This window comes from Kitasatospora phosalacinea (genome assembly GCF_000716545.1).
GTDB classification, from domain to species: domain Bacteria; phylum Actinomycetota; class Actinomycetes; order Streptomycetales; family Streptomycetaceae; genus Kitasatospora; species Kitasatospora phosalacinea.
In genome coordinates this window covers 25,692-45,647 of the sequence record NZ_JNWZ01000023.1, presented here as the reverse complement: position 1 = coordinate 45,647, position 19,956 = coordinate 25,692, and the positions used below count along the sequence as shown (strand labels likewise).

16 protein-coding genes are annotated in these 19,956 nt (G+C 71.9%); 9 read left to right on the top strand and 7 right to left on the bottom strand.

From position 1 onward, the window contains the following. Positions 1 to 190: 190 nt before the first annotated feature. The 3 genes from OO48_RS14185 (at position 191) to OO48_RS14175 (ending at position 2,581) form a co-directional block, all read left to right on the top strand. Positions 191 to 736: a TerB family tellurite resistance protein gene (locus OO48_RS14185; RefSeq protein ID WP_342449645.1), complete on the top strand. Its 546-nt coding sequence runs from the start codon at positions 191 to 193 to the stop codon at positions 734 to 736. A gap of 268 nt (positions 737 to 1,004) precedes the next feature. After that, complete coding sequence (gene recO, locus OO48_RS14180; RefSeq protein ID WP_033215919.1) at positions 1,005 to 1,751, top strand: DNA repair protein RecO; 747 nt, start codon at positions 1,005 to 1,007, stop codon at positions 1,749 to 1,751. A 2-nt stretch (positions 1,752 to 1,753) separates the two neighbouring features. Continuing rightward, complete coding sequence (locus OO48_RS14175; protein WP_033215917.1) at positions 1,754 to 2,581, top strand: isoprenyl transferase; 828 nt, start codon at positions 1,754 to 1,756, stop codon at positions 2,579 to 2,581. Between the two features lie 90 nt (positions 2,582 to 2,671). On the opposite strand, the gene OO48_RS14170 is transcribed toward OO48_RS14175, so the two are convergent. The 4 genes from OO48_RS14170 to OO48_RS14155 form a co-directional block, all read right to left on the bottom strand. Beyond that, on the bottom strand, positions 2,672 to 3,091 hold the full coding sequence (locus OO48_RS14170; protein ID WP_033215915.1) for a Fur family transcriptional regulator: 420 nt from the start codon (positions 3,089 to 3,091) through the stop codon (positions 2,672 to 2,674). A gap of 35 nt (positions 3,092 to 3,126) precedes the next feature. After that, positions 3,127 to 4,143: a metal ABC transporter permease gene (locus OO48_RS14165; RefSeq protein ID WP_425338539.1), complete on the bottom strand. Its 1,017-nt coding sequence runs from the start codon at positions 4,141 to 4,143 to the stop codon at positions 3,127 to 3,129. Continuing rightward, complete coding sequence (locus OO48_RS14160) at positions 4,143 to 4,967, bottom strand: metal ABC transporter ATP-binding protein (RefSeq protein ID WP_033215907.1); 825 nt, start codon at positions 4,965 to 4,967, stop codon at positions 4,143 to 4,145. The genes OO48_RS14165 and OO48_RS14160 overlap by 1 nt, the downstream gene beginning before the upstream one ends. 178 nt (positions 4,968 to 5,145) lie before the next feature. After that, positions 5,146 to 6,114 carry a metal ABC transporter solute-binding protein, Zn/Mn family gene (locus OO48_RS14155; protein WP_033215902.1) on the bottom strand — a complete coding sequence of 323 codons (969 nt, stop codon included), beginning with the start codon at positions 6,112 to 6,114 and terminating at the stop codon, positions 5,146 to 5,148. Positions 6,115 to 6,409: 295 nt separating this feature from the next. Here OO48_RS14155 and OO48_RS14150 point away from each other — a divergent pair, with 295 nt between their 5' ends. After that, a complete protein-coding gene (locus OO48_RS14150; RefSeq protein WP_033215900.1) occupies positions 6,410 to 7,792 on the top strand; it encodes a glycine--tRNA ligase in 1,383 nt (460 codons plus the stop codon). Between the two features lie 121 nt (positions 7,793 to 7,913). Here OO48_RS14150 and OO48_RS38280 read toward each other — a convergent pair whose 3' ends face one another. The 3 genes from OO48_RS38280 to OO48_RS14130 form a co-directional block, all read right to left on the bottom strand. Beyond that, complete coding sequence (locus OO48_RS38280) at positions 7,914 to 8,564, bottom strand: hypothetical protein (RefSeq protein ID WP_157845450.1); 651 nt, start codon at positions 8,562 to 8,564, stop codon at positions 7,914 to 7,916. A gap of 1,308 nt (positions 8,565 to 9,872) precedes the next feature. Continuing rightward, positions 9,873 to 10,451 carry a riboflavin biosynthesis intermediates N-glycosidase gene (locus OO48_RS14140; protein ID WP_051732115.1) on the bottom strand — a complete coding sequence of 193 codons (579 nt, stop codon included), beginning with the start codon at positions 10,449 to 10,451 and terminating at the stop codon, positions 9,873 to 9,875. A 1,408-nt stretch (positions 10,452 to 11,859) separates the two neighbouring features. Beyond that, on the bottom strand, positions 11,860 to 12,366 hold the full coding sequence (locus OO48_RS14130; RefSeq protein ID WP_033215895.1) for a hypothetical protein: 507 nt from the start codon (positions 12,364 to 12,366) through the stop codon (positions 11,860 to 11,862). Positions 12,367 to 12,501: 135 nt separating this feature from the next. Between OO48_RS14130 and OO48_RS14125 the strand changes: the two genes are divergently transcribed. From OO48_RS14125 to ppdK, 5 genes are all read left to right on the top strand, one after another. Further along, the gene (locus OO48_RS14125) at positions 12,502 to 13,761 is read left to right on the top strand and encodes a sensor histidine kinase (RefSeq protein WP_081952112.1); all 1,260 of its coding nucleotides are present in this window, start codon (positions 12,502 to 12,504) and stop codon (positions 13,759 to 13,761) included. Beyond that, the gene (locus OO48_RS14120; RefSeq protein WP_033215894.1) at positions 13,749 to 14,396 is read left to right on the top strand and encodes a response regulator; all 648 of its coding nucleotides are present in this window, start codon (positions 13,749 to 13,751) and stop codon (positions 14,394 to 14,396) included. The genes OO48_RS14125 and OO48_RS14120 overlap by 13 nt, the downstream gene beginning before the upstream one ends. Next, positions 14,393 to 15,274, top strand: coding sequence for a DUF4097 family beta strand repeat-containing protein (locus OO48_RS14115; protein WP_033215891.1), 882 nt, complete (start codon positions 14,393 to 14,395; stop codon positions 15,272 to 15,274). Before OO48_RS14120 ends, OO48_RS14115 begins: the two co-directional genes overlap by 4 nt. A 90-nt stretch (positions 15,275 to 15,364) precedes the next feature. After that, on the top strand, positions 15,365 to 16,552 hold the full coding sequence (dusB, locus tag OO48_RS14110) for a tRNA dihydrouridine synthase DusB (RefSeq protein WP_209439478.1): 1,188 nt from the start codon (positions 15,365 to 15,367) through the stop codon (positions 16,550 to 16,552). Positions 16,553 to 17,119: 567 nt separating this feature from the next. Further along, positions 17,120 to 19,828 (top strand): pyruvate, phosphate dikinase, encoded by a 2,709-nt coding sequence (ppdK, locus tag OO48_RS14105; protein ID WP_033215889.1) that lies wholly within the window; start codon positions 17,120 to 17,122, stop codon positions 19,826 to 19,828. The last annotated feature ends 128 nt before the right edge of the window (positions 19,829 to 19,956 follow it).

Below are 19,956 nucleotides of genomic sequence, written 5' to 3'. Positions count from 1 at the left end.
ACTCCGGCGTCCGGACGCGTGACCTGCCCATCGATGTGCAGGCCGCCTGCCATGTCTGGGGAGTGGCGCCGTGACAGGGTTGTGGGGTGTTCGCCCTCGGTGGCGGACGGATGTCCTCGGTGAATTCTTCTGCCCCGGCTGTGGCGGAGACCGCAACTACCGCCGGCAACACGGCCGACGGTGGCTGCGGTTGCTCGGGACGCCGGTCCTGCCGCTCGGCGGCGTGGTCCGCAGCGTCCAGTGCACGGCCTGCCGCGGCCGCTACGGGGTCGACGCACTGGAGCAGTTGACCTCGGTCCGGCTCGGCGCGATGCTCCGCGACGCCCAGTACACCATCGCCCTGGCCGCGCTCGCGGCCGGCGGCACCGCCGGGCGCGGCGGGCGCGAGGCGGCCTGCACGGTGATCAGGGAAGCCGGGTTCGACGACTGCGGCGAGGTCCAGGTGCTGGCCGCGCTGGCCGCGCTTTCCGGGCACGGCGGCGGCGAACCGATCGACGTGGACGCCGAGGGCGGCGGGCTCGCCGTCGAACTGCACGCCGCGCTCGAACCGCTCGCCCCGCACCTGGCCGTCCAGGGCCGCGAACGACTGCTCACCCTCGGTGCGATGGTCGCCCTCGCCGACGGCCGCTACCTCCCGCAGGAGCGGGCCGTGCTCGCCGTGGTCGGCCGCTGCCTGCGCCTCACCGACCGGCAGGTCGGCCTGCTGCTGGAGGCGGCCACCCGCGCCACGCACTGACACCGGGCCGGGCCTGCCGCCGAGGCCCGCCACCGCACCTCCCGCCGTTCGTCCTCCCTCCTCCTCCTTCCTCCCGTCCTTCCGCACCACCCACGAGCCGGGCCCGAAACTCCCCCCTCCCGGGCCCGCCGTGACCCGCACCGCACGGGTGAAATCCCCCCACAACCCCGGTGCGGGTTCACGGCTGCGCGCCGCCGTACCGTGGGCCCTCCCTCCGGGCCTCCGTCCGACCGGACTGTCGGCGGGGTGCGGGAGAATGGGTTCCACCATGAGTCTCTTCCGCGACGACGGCATCGTGCTGCGCACCCAGAAGCTCGGCGAGGCCGACCGGATCATCACCTTCCTGACCCGCCAGCACGGCCAGGTGCGTGCGGTGGCCCGGGGAGTGCGCCGGACCAAGTCGAAGTTCGGCGCCCGGCTCGAACCCTTCTCGCACGTCGACATCCAGTTCTTCAGCCGCGGCAGCGACCTGGTCGGCCGCACCCTGCCGCTGTGCACCCAGGTGGAGACCATCGCCCCCTACGGCGCCCGGATCGTCGACGACTACGCCCGCTACACGGCGGGCACCGCGATGCTGGAGACCGCCGAGCGCTTCGCCGAGAACGAGGGCCAGCCCGCCGTCCAGCAGTACCTGCTGCTGGTCGGCGCCCTGCGCACGCTGGCCGCCGGCACCCACCAGTCGCACCTGGTGCTGGACGCCTTCCTGCTGCGCTCGCTCGCCGTCAACGGCTACGGCGCGAGCTTCACCGACTGCGCCCGCTGCGGGCTGCCGGGCCCCAACCGCTTCTTCTCGCTCCAGGCCGGTGGCGTGCTGTGCGGCGACTGCCGGGTGCCCGGAAGTGCCGTACCCTCCCCTGAGACACTCGTACTGCTCGGCGCGCTGCTCTCCGGAGACTGGCAGACCGCCGACGGCTGCGAGCCGCGGTACTGGCGCGAGGGCAGCGGGCTGGTGGCCGCCTACCTGCAGTGGCACCTGGAGCGGGGCATCCGCTCGATGAGATACGTGGAGAAGTGAGCATGGTCGCGCGACGGCTGTTCGGCAGCAAGCGGACGTACGAGGCTCCGGCCCCGCACCCGAGCGGAGCCAAGCCGCCGAAGATCCCGGGCGAACTGGTCCCCAACCACGTCGCGGTGGTCATGGACGGCAACGGACGCTGGGCCAAGGAGCGCGGCCTGCCCCGCACCGAGGGCCACCGGGTCGGCGAGGGCGTCGTCCTCGACGTGCTGCGCGGCTGCCTGGAGATCGGGGTCAAGAACCTCTCGCTGTACGCCTTCTCCACCGAGAACTGGAAGCGCTCCCCGGACGAGGTGAAGTTCCTGATGAACTTCAACCGGGACGTGATCCGCCGCCGCCGCGACGAGATGGACGCCATGGGCATCCGGATCCGCTGGGCCGGCCGGATGCCGCGGATGTGGAAGAGCGTGGTCCAAGAGCTCCAGGTCGCCCAGGAGCAGACCAAGGGCAACGACGCGATGACGCTGTACTTCTGCCTCAACTACGGCGGCCGGGCCGAGATCGCCGACGCCGCGCTGGCCATCGCCCGCGACGTCGCCGCCGGGAAGATCAACCCGGAGAAGGTCAACGAGAAGCTGTTCGCCAAGTACCTGTACTACCCGGACATGCCGGACGTCGACCTGTTCCTGCGCCCCAGCGGCGAGCAGCGCACCTCCAACTTCCTCGCCTGGCAGTCCGCCTACGCCGAACTGGTCTTCCAGGACGTGCTCTGGCCGGACTTCGACCGCCGCGACCTGTGGCGCGCCTGCGAGCAGTACGCCCGCCGCGACCGCCGTTTCGGCGGGGCGCTGCCCAACGAGGTCGCCACCGGGCTCCCCCCGCAGCGCTGACCGCCGACAGGTACGGCCGAGGGCCCGGATCGGACTGCTCCGATCCGGGCCCTCGCCGTTGCCGGGCCTCGCGGGTCGCTACTCCGCTTGCTACTCCGCCTGCTGCTTGGCGGCGCACTCGCCGCAGGTGCCGAAGATCTCCAGGGTGTGCGCGATGTCGCTGAACCCGTGTTCGGCGGCGACCGCGTTGGCCCAGCGCTCGACCGCGGGGCCCTCGACCTCGACGGTCGCCCCGCAGTGCCGGCACACCAGGTGGTGGTGGTGACCGCTGCTGCACCGCCGGTACACCGCCTCGCCCTCGGCGGTGCGCAGCACGTCCACCTCGCCGGCCTCGGCCAGCGACTGCAGCGTGCGGTAGACGGTGGTCAGACCCACCGAGTCGCCCCGGTGCTTGAGCATGTCGTGCAGTTCCTGCGCGCTGCGGAAGTCCTCAATCTCGTCCAGGACCGCCGAGACGGCGGTGCGCTGCCGAGTCGATCGCGCGCGCGGCGACGGGCCTGCGGTGGTCACCGTGGGTCCTCCTGCTGATCGGGTGGTTTCGCACATCATTGTGCCAGCCCCCGACTTGACAGCGACTCCCCCGACAGCGGTGCATCGACCGCCGTCCCCGCCGGTGCCCGGACCGGCTCCGTCCCCTCCAGGACTGCGACCGGGCCCCCCGCGGTTCCCGGCCCGCCCGGGGAGCTCCCGGCGGTGCCGTCGGGCAGCGCCACGTCGCACACCGCCGGGCCGTGCTCGGCGGAGGCCCGGTGGCGCCGTCTGGCCAGCGGTGCGGCGACCACGCTGAACAGGGCGAAGGTGAGGATAGCCAGGAACACGATGGTCGGGCCGGACGGCAGGTCGGCCTGGTAGGAGGTGCCGACGCCGAGCAGCGCCGTCACCACGCCCACGCCGATCGCGGTGGCCTGGGTGGCCGCGAAGGACCGGGTCAGCTGCTGGGCGGCCGCCACCGGGACCACCATCAGGGCGCTCACCAGCAACAGACCGACCACCCGCATGGCGACCGTCACGGTGACCGCGGCCATCACCGCGAGCAGCAGGTTCAGCACCCGCACCGGCAGGCCCGTCACCCGGGCGAACTCCTCGTCCTGGCAGACCGCGAACAGCTGCCGGCGCAGGCCCACGGTGACCGCGAGGACCACCGCCGCGAGCAGGCCGATCACCGCCAGGTCGCCGGGGGAGACGAACAGGATGGAACCCCACAGGTAGCTCTCCAGGCTGCCAGCCCCGGACTGGCTGCTCATCGAGACCAGCAGCTTGCCGCCGGCCATGCCGCCGTAGAAGAGCATCGCCAGCGCGATGTCGCCGCGCTGGTTGCCGCGGGCCCGGACGAGTTCCATCACGACGGCGCCGAGCACGCAGACCAGCACCGCCGTCCACATCGGGTTGGCCTGGAACAGGAAGCCGAGGCCGACGCCGGTCAGCGCGACGTGCCCGATGCCGTCGCCCATCAACGCCTGCCGGCGCTGCACCAGGTAGATGCCGATCGACGGCGCGGTGACGCCGACCAGGACGGCGGCGAGGAAGGCCCGCTGCATGAAGTCGGGTTGGAACATCTCGATCATGCCAGTAGCCCCTGGGTGGTGCGGTGGTGGTCATCGGCGTGCGGGTGGACGTGGTCGTGGCCGGGCAGCGCGTGCTGGCCGACGCCCCGGGGCGGTGGCCCGTCGTGCGCCACGCAGCCGTCGCGGAGCACCACGGCGCGGTCGATCAGCGGTTCCAGCGGCCCGAGTTCGTGCAGCACCAGCAGCACCGCGCAGCCGCGTTCCACCTCGGTGCGGAGGATGTCGGCGAGCACCTGCTGGCTGTCCACGTCGACACCGGCCATCGGCTCGTCCATGATCAGCAGGTCGGGGACGCCGACCAGCGCGCGGGCGATCAGCACCCGCTGGTGCTGCCCGCCGGAGAGGTGGGCCACCCCGTCGCCGGCCCGGTCCAGCATGCCGACGGCGGACAGCGCCCGGTCCACCGCGGCACGGTCCTTGCGGCGGAACGGCAGCAGCCGGTGCTGCGGCAGCCGCCCGGTGGAGACCACCTCGCGCACCGTGGCCGGTACCCCGCCGGCCGCGGTGGTGCGCTGCGGCACGTACCCGATCCGGTGCCAGTCCCGGAACTTGCGGTACGGCCGGCCGAACAGCTCCAGGCTGCCCCGGTCCAGCGGTACCGAGCCGATCACGCTCTTCACGGTGGTGGACTTGCCGGACCCGTTGGCGCCCAGCAGGGCGACCACTTCGCCCGGCCGGACGGTGAGGTCGACGCCGCGCAGCACCGGCCGTCCTCCGACGGTGGCGACGGCGCCCCGGAGCCCGACGACCGCCGACCCGGCGTCCTCGGGGGAGGACGGACGCGGCCGGTCGGAGTCTGCCGTGGCAGTGACAGCACTCATGGTGGTTCCTCGCTCTGCTTTCGCCGCTCGTTCAGGTCCGGATCGGGCCGGTTCGGATCGGGCTGGTTCGTCCTGGCTCGGACGGGCCGGTTCGACTGGGCCGGATGGATCCGGGCGGGCCCTGGTGGTTCCAGGCGGTTCCAAGTGGTCCGGGTGGTTCCAGGTGGTCCGGGTGGGCTCAGCGGGAGCCGAGCGCGGCCCGCAGGTTGGCCAGGTTCTGCCGCATGACGGAGAAGTAGTCGTCCCGGTCCGGCTCCTTGATCCCCTCCAGGGGGTCGAGCACGGCGGTCTTGAGCCCCAGGTCGGCGGCCACGGTGTCGGCCAGCTTGGGGCTGACCAGGGCTTCGAAGAAGACGGTGGTGGCGCCGTTCTCCTTGGCGGCGCGCTGGATCTCGGCCATCCGGGACGGGGTGGGCTCGGCCTCCGGGTCGACCCCGTTGATCGCGACCTGCTCCAGCCCGTAGTGCTCGGCGAGGTAGCCGAACGCGGCGTGGCTGGTGACGAAGGTCCGGGTCGCGGTGCCGGTCAGACCGTCCCTGAACTCCTGGTCCAGGGAGCCGAGCCGGGCCACCAGGTCGTCGGTGTTGCGCTGGTATTCGGCGGCGTTGGCGGGGTCGATCCCCGCGAGTTCGGCGCCCACGGCGCGGGCCACCGCCGCGTACCGGGTCGGGTCCAGCCAGATGTGCGGGTCGCCGGTCGCGCCGCCGTGCTCGTGCCCGTGCTCGCCGTCGTGCGCCTCGGTCTCGTCCTCCCCGCCCTCGTCGAGGTGGTGGTCCACCAGTGGGGAGACGGCGGTGGCGTCCACCGCGTGCTTGACGTGGGACTGCGCGACCGCCTTGTCCACGGTCGGCTGCAGGCCCTTCAGGTAGACCACCGCGTCGGCCCGCTGGACGGTTGCGACCTGCTTGGCCGTCAGCTCCAGGTCGTGCGGCTCCACTCCGGGGGCGGTCAGGTCGGTGACCTTCACGTGCGCCCCGCCTATCTGCCGGGCCAGGAACTCCATCGGGTAGAAGGAGGCCACCACCTCCAGACCGCCGCCGTCCTTCCCCGCCGCACTGCTGGCGCCGCCGCAGCCGGAGAGCAGCAGGGATCCGGCGAGGGCGGTGACGGCGAGTGCTATCCGGGGGTGCGTGCGGCGAATCCTCATGACAACCATTCTCATCTTATCTGGAAATGATTGTCAACTTGCATTGGGTGGACCCGTCCCCTACCGGTCGCGGCCCGCCGGGCCGCCACCCGTACCGTCCGGGCGCCGCGCCTTCACCGGGCGACCTCCAACACGCCGGAGAACGCACGGCTGTTCACTCCCGGTACAGCCACCCGGCAGCCCGTCCGTGCCACTATCGAGTTGAACCCCGCCCCCGCATGCCCGGTACCCTGAGTTATTCGGGCGCGCGCAACCAGCCGCGCCCTGACCGTGCCGTCGTACTGAAGAGAGCACTGTGGCCGCCGACAAGATCGACACGATCGTCAGCCTGAGCAAGCGCCGTGGCTTCGTCTACCCCTGCAGCGAGATCTACGGTGGTACCCGTGCCGCCTGGGACTACGGTCCGCTGGGAGTCGAGCTCAAGGAGAACATCAAGCGCCAGTGGTGGCGCGCGATGGTCACCGCTCGGGAGGACGTCGTCGGCCTCGACTCCTCGGTGATCCTCGCCCGCGAGGTCTGGGAGGCCTCCGGCCACGTCGCGACCTTCAACGACCCGCTGACCGAGTGCCTCTCCTGTCACAAGCGCTTCCGCGCCGACCACCTGGAAGAGGCCTACGAGGCCAAGCACGGCAAGCTGCCCGCCAACGGCCTCGCCGACCTCAACTGCCCGAACTGCGGCAACAAGGGCGCCTTCACGGAGCCCAAGGAGTTCTCGGGCATGCTGAAGACGCACCTCGGTGTCACCGAGGACGCCGCCGGCCTGGCCTACCTGCGCCCCGAGACCGCGCAGGGCATCTTCACCAACTTCCGCGCCGTCCAGACCACCACGCGGAAGAAGCCGCCGTTCGGCATCGCCCAGGTCGGCAAGAGCTTCCGCAACGAGATCACCCCCGGCAACTTCATCTTCCGCACCCGCGAGTTCGAGCAGATGGAGATGGAGTTCTTCGTCAAGCCGGGCGAGGACGAGACCTGGCACGAGTACTGGCTCGAGCAGCGCTGGAACTGGTACGTCGACCTCGGCCTGCGGACCGAGAACATGCGCTTCTTCGAGCACCCCAAGGAGAAGCTGTCCCACTACGCCAAGCGCACGGTGGACATCGAGTACCGCTTCAACTTCGGCGGCAGCGAGTTCTCCGAACTGGAGGGCGTGGCCAACCGCACCGACTACGACCTGACGGTGCACAGCGAGCACTCCGGCCAGGACCTCAAGTACTTCGACCAGGACGCGAACGAGCGGTACTTCCCGTACGTGATCGAGCCCGCGGCCGGCCTCAACCGCGCCATGCTGGCCTTCCTGCTCGACGCCTACTTCGAGGACGAGGCGCCGAACGCCAAGGGCGTCATGGAGAAGCGCGTCGGCATGCGGCTCGACCCCCGGCTCGCCCCGGTCAAGGTCGCGGTGCTCCCGCTGTCCCGCAACGCCGACCTCTCGCCGAAGGCCCGCGGTCTCGCCGCCGACCTGCGCTCCGCCTGGAACGTCGAGTTCGACGACGCCGGCGCGATCGGCAAGCGCTACCGCCGCCAAGACGAGATCGGCACCCCGTTCTGCGTCACCGTCGACTTCGACACCCTCGAGGACAACGCGGTGACCGTCCGCGAGCGTGACACCATGGCGCAGGAGCGCGTGTCGCTCGACCAGGTGAAGTCCTACCTGGCCACCCGCCTGATCGGCTGCTGACACCGGGGCCCCGGAGCAGAGCCGCAGTTCTTCGTCCGGCCGGCGGACGCCCCTCGCCCGGGGCGTCCGTCGGCCGTTCGGCGTTCGGCGGCCGATCGTCGGGTCCCGACCGCCTCGCCGGTCAGCGGCGCTGACGGGACTTCGACCGGGGCCGGGGCGTCGGTTCGGTCGGTAACCCCGCGGTGCGCAGCGCCGCGAACGCGCTGCGGGCCCGGCTCTCCTCCAAGTCGTCCACGGCGAACAGCATCGCGTCGTACAGCTCCACCGCACCCCGGATCGCGGCCGCGAACTGGCCGACGTCGCCGGCCGAACGCATCCGCACCAGCTCGTGGATCAGTTCGCCGGCCGATTCCTCGTCCAGCGCGGCGGTGATCGTGGCGACCTCCCCGATCGGCCGGCCGGCGGCCTGGCGCAGCAGGTGGTGGACATCGCCGGAACGCCCCGATGCCCGCAACTGCTGTGCCAGCTCGGAGAGTTCGCCGGCAGGAGCGGAGGCCCGCTCCCACAGCAGGGTCTGTCCGTCGGCGGACTGTCCCGACTGCTCCAGTGCCGCGAGCAGTGCCGGAAGGGTCTGCGCGCTCACCGACCACAGGGCGTGGAACAGGTCGGCCGCCTCTTCCACCAGCCCTTCGCGGCGCAGTTCCGCCAGTGCGGCCGCCGCGTGCTCCGGGGCGCCGAGGGCCACGGATCTGGCCAGGTAGGTGGAGGATCCGGCCGGCCCCTCGGCGCGCAGCAGGGAGACCAGCCCGACCAGGTCGTTCGGTGAGACCATCAGGGCCACCTGCCCCACGATGGCCGCGGACTCGTGCACCGCGCCCTGTCGGTGTAGGCCGGTGATCCGCTGGACGAGGGCGATCAGTTCGGCGTCCGTCCGGGACCGCCCCCCGCTCGCCGCCGGGGCCGCCTGCACGCCCCCGCCGGGGTTCCGGAACCCGGTTCCGGGGTTGCCGTCGGCTGCGTAACCGTTGCCGCCGCTGTCGCGTTCGGTGTGCGGGCGGCCGGAGTGCCTGGGTGCGGTGCTGGGGGACCCGGCGCCGTCAAGTCCGTTCCTGGGGTCGTGCGTTCTGGCCCACGACGTGCCGAGTGGTTCGCCGCTTCCGACGCCCGGGCCGTTGTTCCGGGCGGTCGCGTCGGACCCGACGATGCCGGTGTCGGTGCGGGACGGTGTGGCAGGGGATGCCTCGTGGCCGTCGTTCTTTCCGGCGGAGCGCAGTGGACGGCCGGTCCTGAACCGGGCACCGCGCAGCGGCGGGGCGTCGGTGCCAGGGGGCGCGGTCGGGGTGGCGGCGTCGCCGGACGGGCCGTCGGACGTGGTGCCCGGACCGAAGGCGGGACCGGGGTGGTGCCCTCCACCGAAACGGGCCCCGGTCGGGAACGGTCGTTGTGGAGGTGCCAGGGGAGCGGCCGGCCCGGTCGGGCGGTGGGTTCGGGAGCCCTCGTTGCGGCCCCCGGGGGCGTCGTTCGGGCCGGGAGTGCGGGTAGCGGTGCGGGAGGTGGAGTGGCTGGCGGGCCCCTCGGCCAGTCTGCCCGCCAACTGCCGGTCCTCGGCGGCCAACAGACGGTCACTCAGTTCCAGGCACCGCGCGCCCAGTCCTTCGCGGAGGTTCTGCGCCTGGGCGAGCTGCCGCACCAGCTCGGGATCCGGCTGCCGGGGCGGGCGGCCGTACGCGGGTGCGTGGTCGGGTTCGTAACCGGCCCGGACGGCCTCGGCGAGCCTGCGCTCGCGCTGCGCGGCGAACTGGCGCGCCCTCAGCAGTTCGTCCAACTCCGCTCTGAGCGTTTGGACATCGGCCGACTCCGGCCCCGTATTGCGTACGGTCATCGCGCCCCGCCCCGACCTCTCCGAGGAGGCCGCCCGACCGGCCTCCGAACACAACAACTGGTGGTCATCCTGGCGCTGTCGTACGGCGGCCACGTTACGGGAGCAAGTCTTAACCTTTTCGGGATGGGGGTGGCAGTGGCCGATGTGGCGCGGGAGGCCGCTGCAACTCGTGGATTCCGGCCAAATCCCGTCCGGCTCGCCCCACTTGCGAGAAATGGTCCAACTGATGTTCGGATAACGCTAGTTGAGCGCTTTGGGTCAGCCTGCCAGTCGTGCCCGTGCCTCCATCAACGCGAAACCGAGCAGGTTCAGGCCCCGCCACTGGGCAGGGGCGCCGGCCCGTTCGTCGTCCGCCGCGAGACCGATGCCCCAGATCCGGTCGAGCGGGCTGGCTTCCACCAGGACGCGCGTGCCGGTGTGGAGCAGGTACGCACGCAGCTGTTCGTCCTGCCCGAACTTCGCGCTGCTGCCGGCCACCACCAGTTCGAAGCGGTGCGCCACCCACTGCTCCTGGTCGAACCCCTTGACCAGGCGGCCCAGGTTCTTCGCCTCCGCGGGCGTCCGTGCCCCGAGGATCTTCGGGACGGCCTCCTCGTCCCCGAACAGCCGGGCCTTCCCGGCCATCATCCAGTGCTCGGCGGTGCGGTACTGGACCTCGTCGACGGTGAACGGGGAGGGCCACCACTGGCTGAGCGCGCCGGGCCCGATCCGTCCGTCCCGCTGCGGTTGGTGCCCCCAGAAATGCAGGTACTTCGGACGCGCCCCGGACGCGACCGTGGCCGTCAACTGCTCTCGGGTGCGCGTCTCGTGCGGGAGGAGGGGCGGGTTCGTCGGCATGGCGCCATCCTCGCACCGCCCCCGGCGAGCGGCTTCCCATTTTCACGCGGCCATCTGCGCGGTCACCTGCTGCGGTGCCGTCAGTGAGGGCCCTTTCGGCCCCGGGGCGACCCCGTGTCCCTTCCCGCCGCATCCGGAGATTCGCGGCAGTGCCCGCCGACCACGCCCGCACCGACGAGCGCGACCCCGGGGCGAGGGGTCGATGGCCGGAAACGGGGTCACTGATCGGCAGGGCGAATCGCACTATGGAGGAGTCAAGGAACGGGAGACCTACGGGAGGAGGGACGGGTTCGGGCCGGTGATGACGGCGCCTGCCGGATTACGGGCAGTGCCAGGCAACTCCTTTCGGCCCGGAGCTGGGCGGGCAGTACAGGCGCGTCAGGCGTGGACGGGGAAACGGACCTTCCCGCACGGGCTCTCTCCTCGGTCGCTCAACCCCCTGACGGGGAACGGCGGCGCGACCCGGCCGCACTTCTGCGCGACTGCCGGGAGCGGACTTCCCCGAAGCGGGCCTGCCGCTCCGGACCGGGCCGCCGCCGCACCCCGGGATCACGCCGACCGGAGACGGCCGTTCTCGCCGCGCCGGACGCGACCCGGCGTGTCCGACCAGGACCGGGACGGGACGCCCGGGTCTCGGCTTGGCCCCCGAGCCCGGCAGCCCGGGCCCCACCGGACGATCGCTCCGGTGGGCCGTACCCGTTCACCCACGGGGCCACGGAGGGCCCGGTGCCGGGGCACGGAGCTGCGGCGGCAGCCGGGCGGCTCGTCCCGCGCCAGGCGGCGGTGACCCGCAACCGGTTCGACATCCCGGCGTACAGCCGGCTCGCCGGAGGGCCGGACACGATCCCCGAAGCGAACCGTGCCGTCAGGTGGATGTTCTGCACTGACACTCCTTCCATGAGGAACCCGGTGGGCCCGCCGCCCACCGGAGTCGAGGCGGCGGCCCGCCCCCGGTGCGGCCGGTGCCGCCCGGCGGCCGGCGGCACCGGGCCGCCACCCGCCCGGTACGCCGTCGACCAGCACGCGGCGGCCAACGGCAACTCCGCGCACACCGCCATCAGCAGGGCGACCAGCAGCTCGGACCCGCTGGAAGCCGTCGCCAAGTCGAACCCGGCGTCCGTGACCAGCAGGACGCCGGCCAGAACGGCGGGGCCGAACGGGCTCCGGCCCTGCCGCAGTTGCACGGAGGCGGCAGTCAGGGCCGCCGCCTCGGCCAGATCGAGCACCGCCCAGGGGCGGCCGCCGGGCAGCGCGGCGAGCAGCGCCGCCCAGGGCAGCAGGGCCAGCCCGCAGCCCAGGAACAGCACCTCGGCCCGCAACCACCCGGCCCGCCGGCCCGGGACCGCGGGCCGTCCGACCCGGACGACGCCGCCGGCACCGGCCGTGGCGGGCCCGAAGGCGAAAACGGTCACGCCGTCCTCCCCTGCTCGGGGCGGCCCGCGCAAGCACAGCCGGACGCCGCCGACAGCCGCACCCAGCGGAACTCTCCGGCCGCCGAGCCGAACCAGAACCGGCCCGCCGTCCGTACGGTGTCCGCGCCCGCGGTCCGCCGCCGCAGGCCGCCGGTGAGGAAGCGCACCGGCGGGGGCGCCCCGCAGGGTGGCAGCCGACCCCAGGCGCACGAGACCGCTCCTCCTCCCGCTCCTCCGGCCGGGCCGCGCCGAGCCCCGCGCACCCCGGAGCCACCCAGCGAGGACTCGACCACGACGTCGAGCAACTCGCCGTACTCGTAGACCTCCATGGCGGTGCGGCGGCCCTCGCGCAGCCGCACCGCCCACGGGCCGACCATGGTGATCAAGCCCAACTCCTCGGCCCCGGGAGCGAGTTCGTGGGACGTGCCGGGGAGGTCGAGGGCCGCTGCCCCGGCGGAGGGGAAAGGGGCGCGGCCGCAACGCATCAGGTTCGTGTTCGTCATGCCGACAAGAATCCTTCGGCGCAAGGATCTTGTCGGTAACGCGCGGTTCCGTCTTTTTGGTGTAGCCAGCTACACCAGAAAGACGGAGGCCCGCGCCATGGAGACCGAGATCGGGGGGCCTCTACGCTGATCCGCATGTTCCAGCCGAAGATCGACAGGCCTCCGCAGCGGGCGGACCGGGGCGCCGTGGTCCGCGCCGCCTTGGCCGCGCGCACGCCGTGGTCCGCGGCCGCGCGGCGGGACTCGCTGTTCCTGGCCGCAGGCCTCCCGTTCGGCCTGCCCTCCCTGATCGTCCTCAGCACTTCGGGCGGCCTCCTGCTGCTGTGCCTGCTCCTGCTCGTGGTCCTCTTCGACCTGCTGACCACCACCCAACGCAGCCGGGTCCGGGCCTTGCGCGGAGTGGAGGTTCCGGGCCGGGTCCCGCCGGGCGCGGGGTGGTTGGTACGGCTCCGCGCGGGGCTGACGTGGCGTCAAGCCGTTCACCACCTGGTGGTCGCCCCGGTGCAGGCCCTGTGCGCCGTCCTGGTGCTCGCCCTCTGGGGAGCCGCGGTCGTCCTGCTCGGCTTCTTCTGCTGGGTGTGGCTGCTGCCGTCCGGCAACCCCCTGCGCTCCGGTCCGGGGTGGACCACCGAAGGCGCCTTCGCCACGGTCGGAGGCCTGCTCCTGCTGGCGGCCACGCCGTGGCTCGCCGCCCTGTTCGCCGTGGTCGACCTGTGGACGGTCCGGGCGCTGCTCGGCCCCAACCGGGCCGAGGTGCTGGAGCGCCGCGTCGAGCACCTGGTCCGCAGCCGGGTCGACGTGGTGGACGCCGCGGACGCCGAACGGCGCCGCATCGAAAGGGACTTGCACGACGGCGCGCAGCAGCGGCTGGTCTCGCTCGCGATGAACCTGGGCCTGGCCCGGCGCACCCTCAAGCACCTCCCGCCCGAAGCGCTGGAGGTCATCGCCGCCGCGCACGAGGAGGCCCAGGCGGCCGTCAAGGAGCTCCACGACCTGGTCCGCGGCCTGCACCCGGCGGTGCTGGAGGACCGGGGGCTCGACGCGGCGCTCTCCGGCATCGCCGCCCGCAGCCCCGTCCCCGTGCACCTCACGGTCGACCTGCCGGGCCGGATAGCCCCCACCGTGGAGGCGGTCGCCTACTTCACGGTCTCCGAAGCACTGGCCAACGCCGCCAAGCACGCCCGGGCCTCCCGGGTGGACCTCGCCCTGCGCCGGTCGGCCGACCGGCTGCGCATCACCATCACCGACGACGGCATCGGCGGGGCGGACGTCGGCCGGGGCACCGGCCTCGACGGCCTGCGCAAGCGCGCCGCCTCGGTCGACGGATCGTTCGCCATCACCAGCCCCCGCGGGGGCCCGACCACCATCACCATGGAGCTGCCGTGCGAGCTGTGATCGCCGAGGATTCGGTCCTGCTGAGGATCGGCATCGTCAAGGTGCTGGAGAGCGAGGGCTACGAGGTCGCCGCCGCGGTGGGGGACGCCGAGGCGCTGCTCGCCGCCGTCGAGGAGCACCGCCCGCAGATCGTCGTCGCGGACGTCCGGATGCCCCCGGGCTTCACGGACGAGGGGGTCCGGGCCGCGCTGATGATCCGCAGGCAGTGGCCCGGCACCGCCGTCGTCCTGCTCTCCCAGTTCGTCGAGGAGCGCTACGCGGCGGACTTGCTGGCCAAGAACACCAGTGGTGTCGGCTACCTGCTCAAGCAGCGGGTCGCCAACGTGGACGAGTTCGTGGAGGCCCTGCACCGGGTCGCCCAGGGCGGTACGGCCCTCGATCCCGAAGTGGTCGCCCAACTGCTGCTGCGCCGCGACAGCGATCCGCTGCACCGGCTGACGCCCCGCGAGCGGGACGTGCTGGCGCTGATGGCCGAGGGGCGGTCGAACACCGCGATCGCCGAGTCCCTGGTGGTCAGTGACAGTGCCGTCTCCAAGCACATCAACTCGATCCTCGCCAAACTCGACCTGCCCCCCGCGGAGGACACCCACCGACGGGTGCTCGCGGTGCTGCGCTTCCTGGAGGTCAGCCAGTGACGAGGCCCGCCCCGCCCGAGCCCCGGGCGGTTCCCGCGCCGGGCCGGTTCGCCCGCTGGCTGCCGGTCCCGGGGCCGGTCGGCCCGCCGGCCGCCCCCGGACCGGGCGAGCGCCGGGTCTGGCGGATCGTCGGCGCGCTGGCCCTGGCCTGCGCCGTCCTGGCGGGCGCCGCCGTCACGGGGGCGCTGCTCATCCAGCAGGAGGCTGTCCGGGAGCGGACGTACTTCGAGCCGGTCGGGCAGCTCGACGTCGACTCCGGGCCCGCCCGGGTCACCGTCCGCTCCGGCGGCACCGACCGGGTGGTGGTGTCCGAGCGGATCGGCTGGGCCCTGTGGAAGCCCACGGTCACCGAACGGATCGACGCGGGGACGATGACGGTCTCGGTCCACTGTCCGGAGGCCCGGGTCCTGCACGACTGCTCGGCGGCCCTGGAGATACAGGTGCCGCCGTCGACCACCGTCCACGCCCGCAACGGTTCCGGGCGGACGGAGATCGCGGGGGTGTCCGGCAGCGTCTCGGCGGAGACCGGCAGCGGCCAGATCGAACTGACCGGGGTCAGCGGGCCGATCTGGGCGAAGAGCGGCTCGGGGCAGGTCATCGGTACGGGGCTGAGCTCGCCCAGGGCCCAACTGTCCGCCTCCTCCGGAGCGGTCACCCTGCAGTACGACCGCCCGCCGGACGAGGTCACCACCCGCCTCGCCTCCGGGAGCCTCGTCCTGCAACTGCCCGACGACCGCAGCCGGTACCGGATCGACCTCAGCAGCGACGGCGGCAGCCAGACGATAGACCAGTCCCTCCAGGACACCGGCTCGCCGAGACTGCTCGACATCACCTCCGCCTCAGGCACCGTCACCATCGGCCGGGTAGGAGCGTCCTGACCGCCCGGGCGGGCCCGTCCGGCGGGTGGGAGAGAATGGAGAGTCCGGAAGCCCGCCGATGGGCCCTACCCGTATGAGGATCCGCCGCGCATGACCACCACGCCCGACACCGTCCAGGCCACCCCGGCAGCACCCGGCGCACCTGAGTTCGCCCCCTTGAACATCGGGCCGATGCAGGTCTGGCCACCGGTGGTGCTGGCGCCGATGGCCGGCATCACCAACGCCCCCTTCCGGACCTTGTGCCGGGAGCAGAGCGGCGGCCGGGGCCTGTACGTCTCCGAGATGATCACCACCCGCGCCCTGGTCGAGCGCAACGCCAAGACCATGCAGCTGATCAAGTTCGACCCGAGCGAGAAGCCGCGCTCGATCCAGCTGTACGGGGTGGACCCGGAGACGGTCGGCAAGGCGGCGCGGATGATCTCCGCGGAGGGCCTCGCCGACCACATCGACCTCAACTTCGGCTGCCCCGTCCCCAAGGTGACCCGCAAGGGCGGCGGCTCCGCGCTGCCGTACAAGCGCAACCTGCTGCGCGACATCCTGCGCCGGGCGGTCGCCAACGCGGGTGACCTGCCCGTCACCATGAAGATGCGCAAGGGCATCGACGACGACCACCTCACCTACCTCGACGCGGGCCGGATCGGCGCGGAGGAGGGCGTCTCCGCCATCGCCCTGCACGGCCGCACCGCGGCCCAGCACTACGGCGGCACCGCGGACTGGTCGGCCATCGCCCGGCTCCGCGAGTCCGTCCCGGCCGACATCCCGGTGCTCGGCAACGGAGACATCTGGTCCGCCGACGACGCGGTGCGGATGATGCGCGAGACGGGTTGCGACGGCGTGGTCGTCGGCCGGGGGTGCCTGGGTCGGCCCTGGCTGTTCAAGGACCTGGTGTCGATCTTCGAGGGCGACGTCGACTACGCCCGCCCCACCTTCGGGTACGTGGCCCGCGCCATGGTGCGACACGCCCAGTTGCTGGGGGAGTGGCTCGGCGACGAGGCCCGCGGCGTCATCGACTTCCGCAAGCACGTCGCCTGGTACACCAAGGGCTTCTCGGTCGGCTCGGAGCTGCGGGTGAAGCTCGCCGGTTCCAGCTCGCTGACCGAGCTGGCCGAGACGCTGGCCCTGGTCGACCAGGAGCAGAGCTGGCCGATCGGCGCGGACGGCCCCCGCGGCCGGACCAGCGGCAACAACCGGGTGGTCCTGCCCGAAGGCTGGTTGGACGATCCGTACGAGTGCGCCCGACTCAGTGAAGACGCCGAATCGGACACCTCTGGCGGATGATCTGTCCATAGCGGCAGACTAGGTTCGAACTTCGGCCTGGCCGTGCCGTCCCGGTCCAATTGTCCAAGATGGACACCAGGGCTCCTTGGAGGCGAATTAGAGCAACACGGAGCGACAGGATCATCAACGGAAAGCGACGTCGAGCGTAGTTCGCCTCGGCCTGGCGGCTGAGATGCGCTCGTGACGCTGGCCACATATCGTGGCGAGTGACAGCCAGTCAGCTGACTTCGCCAAGGTGTACAAATCCGGATCGCCTTCCGAACGACCCCTCCGGCGGATCGCCGCAGCTGACTGCAGGAAATCAAGCCGGGGAAACGCGGCGGAGCGAATGCCGTCACCGTGTGTCCGGTTCGCGTGAGCTGCATGTGGTGATGTGTTCACTTCTTGAACTAGCGCAAGCGTCACCCGGACGATTTCAGCAACGCAGGCAAACGTCCACCCGGGCATTAGATCTGCTGGCCAATCGCCCGCTCAGCGGTTCGTACGAGCTATCCGCTCCCCCTAGAAGGCCTTCGAAATGGGTATGTTCTCCGGCGTCAGGGCAACCGTGTGCGAGGAGAACCACCCGTGGCGGCGCAGCAGAAGTTTGTTTACTCCTTCACCGAAGGAAACAAGGACCTCAAGGATCTTCTCGGCGGGAAGGGTGCGAACCTCGCCGAGATGACCAACCTGGGTCTCCCCGTCCCTCCGGGGTTCACCATCACCACCGACGCCTGCAAGGTCTTCCTGGAGACCGGCACCGAGCCGGGCTCGCTGAACGAGGAGATCACCGGCCACCTGCTCGCCCTCGAGGAGCGGATGGGCAAGCGACTCGGCCAGGCCGACGACCCGCTGCTGGTCTCGGTGCGCTCCGGCGCCAAGTTCTCGATGCCCGGCATGATGGACACCGTCCTGAACATCGGCCTCTCCGACGCCTCGGTGACCGGGCTCGCCGCCCAGTCCGGCAACGAGCGCTTCGCCTGGGACTCGTACCGCCGCCTGGTCCAGATGTTCGGCAAGACCGTGCTGGGCGTCGACGGCGAGCTCTTCGAGGAGGCGCTGGAACAGGCCAAGCACGCCAAGGGCACCGCCAACGACCTGGACCTCACCGCCGCGGACCTGGAATCGCTGGTCGCCACCTTCAAGGCGATCGTGCTCCGGGAGACCGGCCGGGAGTTCCCGCAGGACCCGCGCGAGCAGCTCGACCTGGCGATCCACGCGGTCTTCCACTCCTGGAACGGAGACCGGGCCCGGCTGTACCGCCGGCAGGAGCGCATCCCGAACGACCTGGGCACCGCCGTCAACGTCTGCACCATGGTCTTCGGCAACCTCGGCGAGGACTCGGGCACCGGTGTCGCCTTCACCCGCGACCCCTCCACCGGCACCCAGGGCGTCTACGGCGACTACCTGCAGAACGCCCAGGGCGAGGACGTGGTGGCGGGCATCCGCAACACCCTGCCGCTGGCCGACCTGGAGCAGCTCGACAAGAAGTCGTACGACGAGCTGATGAGCATCATGCACACCCTGGAGAACCACTACCGGGACCTGTGCGACATCGAGTTCACCATCGAGCGCGGCAAGCTCTGGATGCTGCAGACCCGGGTCGGCAAGCGCACCGCCGCGGCCGCCTTCCGGATCGCCGTCCAGCTGGTCGACCAGGGCCTGATCGACCTGGACGAGGCGCTGCACCGGGTCACCGGCGGCCAGCTCGCCCAGCTGATGTTCCCGCGCTTCGCGCCCACCTCCGAGACCAAGCCGGTCGCGTACGGCATCGCCGCCTCGCCCGGCGCGGCGGTCGGCAAGGTGGTCTTCGACTCGTACACCGCGGTGAAGTGGTCCCGTTCCGGCGAGCAGGTCATCCTGGTCCGCCGCGAGACCAACCCGGACGACCTGGAAGGCATGATCGCCGCCGAGGGCATCCTCACCTCGCGCGGCGGCAAGACCTCGCACGCGGCCGTGGTCGCCCGCGGCATGGGCAAGACCTGCGTCTGCGGCGCCGAGGAACTGGAGGTGGACACCAAGAACCGCAAGTTCACCACCGCCGACGGCCAGGTCGTCCACGAGGGCGACGTGGTCTCCATCGACGGCGCCAACGGCAAGGTGTACCTGGGCGAGGTCCCGGTGCTGCCGTCCCCGGTGGTCGAGTACTTCGAGGGCACCATCCACGCCGGCGCCGACGTCCAGGGCGGGTTGGTCCAGGCCGTGCACCGGCTGATGTCGCACGCCGACGGCCGCCGCCGCCTCGCGGTGCGCGCCAACGCCGACAACGCCGAGGACGCGAACCGCGCCCGCCGGTACGGCGCCCAGGGCATCGGCCTGTGCCGCACCGAGCACATGTTCCTCGGCGAGGAGCGCCGCAAGGAGGTCGAGCACCTGATCCTGGCGGACAACGACAAGGACCGCGAGACCGCGCTGTCCAGCCTGCTGCCGCTGCAGAAGGGCGACTTCCTGGAGCTGTTCCAGTCGATGGACGGCCTCCCGGTGACGGTTCGGCTGCTCGACCCGCCGCTGCACGAGTTCCTGCCCGACATCACCGAACTGTCGGTGCGCGTCGCCCTCGCCGAGGCCCGCAAGGACCCGAACGAGAACGACCTGCGCCTGCTCCAGGCCGTCCACCGGCTGCACGAGGCCAACCCGATGCTCGGCCTGCGCGGCGTCCGCCTCGGCCTGGTCATCCCCGGCCTGTTCGGCATGCAGGTCCGGGCGATCGCCGAGGCCGCGGCCGAGCGCAAGCTGGCCGGTGGCGACCCGCGCCCCGAGGTGATGATCCCGCTGGTCGGCACCGTCCAGGAGCTGGAGCTGGTCCGCGACGAGTGCGAGCGGGTGCTCGCCGAGGTCGCCGCGTCCACCGGCGTCACCCTGGACATCAAGCTCGGCACCATGATCGAACTGCCGCGCGCCGCCGTGACGGCCGGACAGATCGCCGAGGCCGCCGACTTCTTCTCCTTCGGCACCAACGACCTGACCCAGACCGTGTGGGGCTTCTCCCGCGACGACGTCGAGGCCTCCTTCTTCACCGCCTACCTGGAGAAGGGCATCTTCGGGGTCAGCCCGTTCGAGACCATCGACCGCGACGGCGTCGGCGCCCTGGTCAAGAACGCCGCCCAGGCCGGCCGGGCCACCCGTCCGGACCTCAAGCTCGGCGTCTGCGGCGAGCACGGCGGTGACCCCGACTCGGTGCACTTCTTCCACGAGGTGGGGCTGGACTACGTATCATGCTCTCCCTTCCGGATTCCGGTGGCGCGCCTGGAGGCAGGCCGCGCCGCCATCGAGACGGCGGGCAGCGACTCGCGCTGACACGAAGCAGCGCGGTTCACTGACCGCACCCCTCCGGAAGGGGAGGGGCGTACGGCGGAGCTCGGCGCAGGAGAGCCGCCGTACGGAGCAGCCGGGGCGGGAACGGACAACGGCGTCCGGTCCCGCCC